Below are 578 nucleotides of genomic sequence, written 5' to 3' on the forward strand. Positions count from 1 at the left end.
CACCCTGCCCGCCCGCGGGTTTGCCCCCGCGCCAGCGGGAAAGCAACGCGCGTGCCCAGGGGAGGGTTCCGGCGGTCGTCGCCGGTTGGGGGGAAAAATCATGCAGAAAATCCGCACGATCAGCCGTGCGCTCTCGTCGGTGCTGACACTGGTGGGGTTGGTTGGGGCGTTCGTCCTGTTGTCGGTCGCACCGGCACGGGCCGGCGAGAACGTCTTCGTCGAGGTGACGCCGAACAGCGCCCAGGCCGGTAGCCGGGTGAGCATCAAGGCAAGCTGCGACAACGACAACAACAACCGTCAATCCAACGTGCACTCCGACGCGTTCGGGCACGTGATGCTCAAACCGGACAAGGGTTTCCTGACCGGGCAGGTGACCATCCCGGCCGACAAGCCGGCCGGTAACTACCCGGTCGACCTGCGCTGCGAGAACGGCCAGACCGCCTCGACCACGCTCACCGTGCTGAACATGGCCTCACCCAGCAAGGGGCCGGCGACCGGCGGCGGCGGCATGGCCGGCGGTCGTGGCACCGGCTCACTGCTGGTGGTCGGCGGCGTGGCGTTGGTGGCCACCGCGATCG

The 578-nt window shown here is 68.5% G+C and carries 1 protein-coding gene; it reads left to right on the plus strand.

Annotated features, from left to right (window positions below; translation table 11 throughout):
• Positions 1-100 precede the first annotated feature (100 nt).
• On the plus strand, positions 101-578 hold a 478-nt coding region (locus tag DLJ59_RS29120), incomplete at its 3' end, for a hypothetical protein (RefSeq protein ID WP_208648871.1).

It is taken from the genome of Micromonospora inaquosa (assembly GCF_003857055.1).
Lineage (GTDB): Bacteria > Actinomycetota > Actinomycetes > Mycobacteriales > Micromonosporaceae > Micromonospora > Micromonospora inaquosa.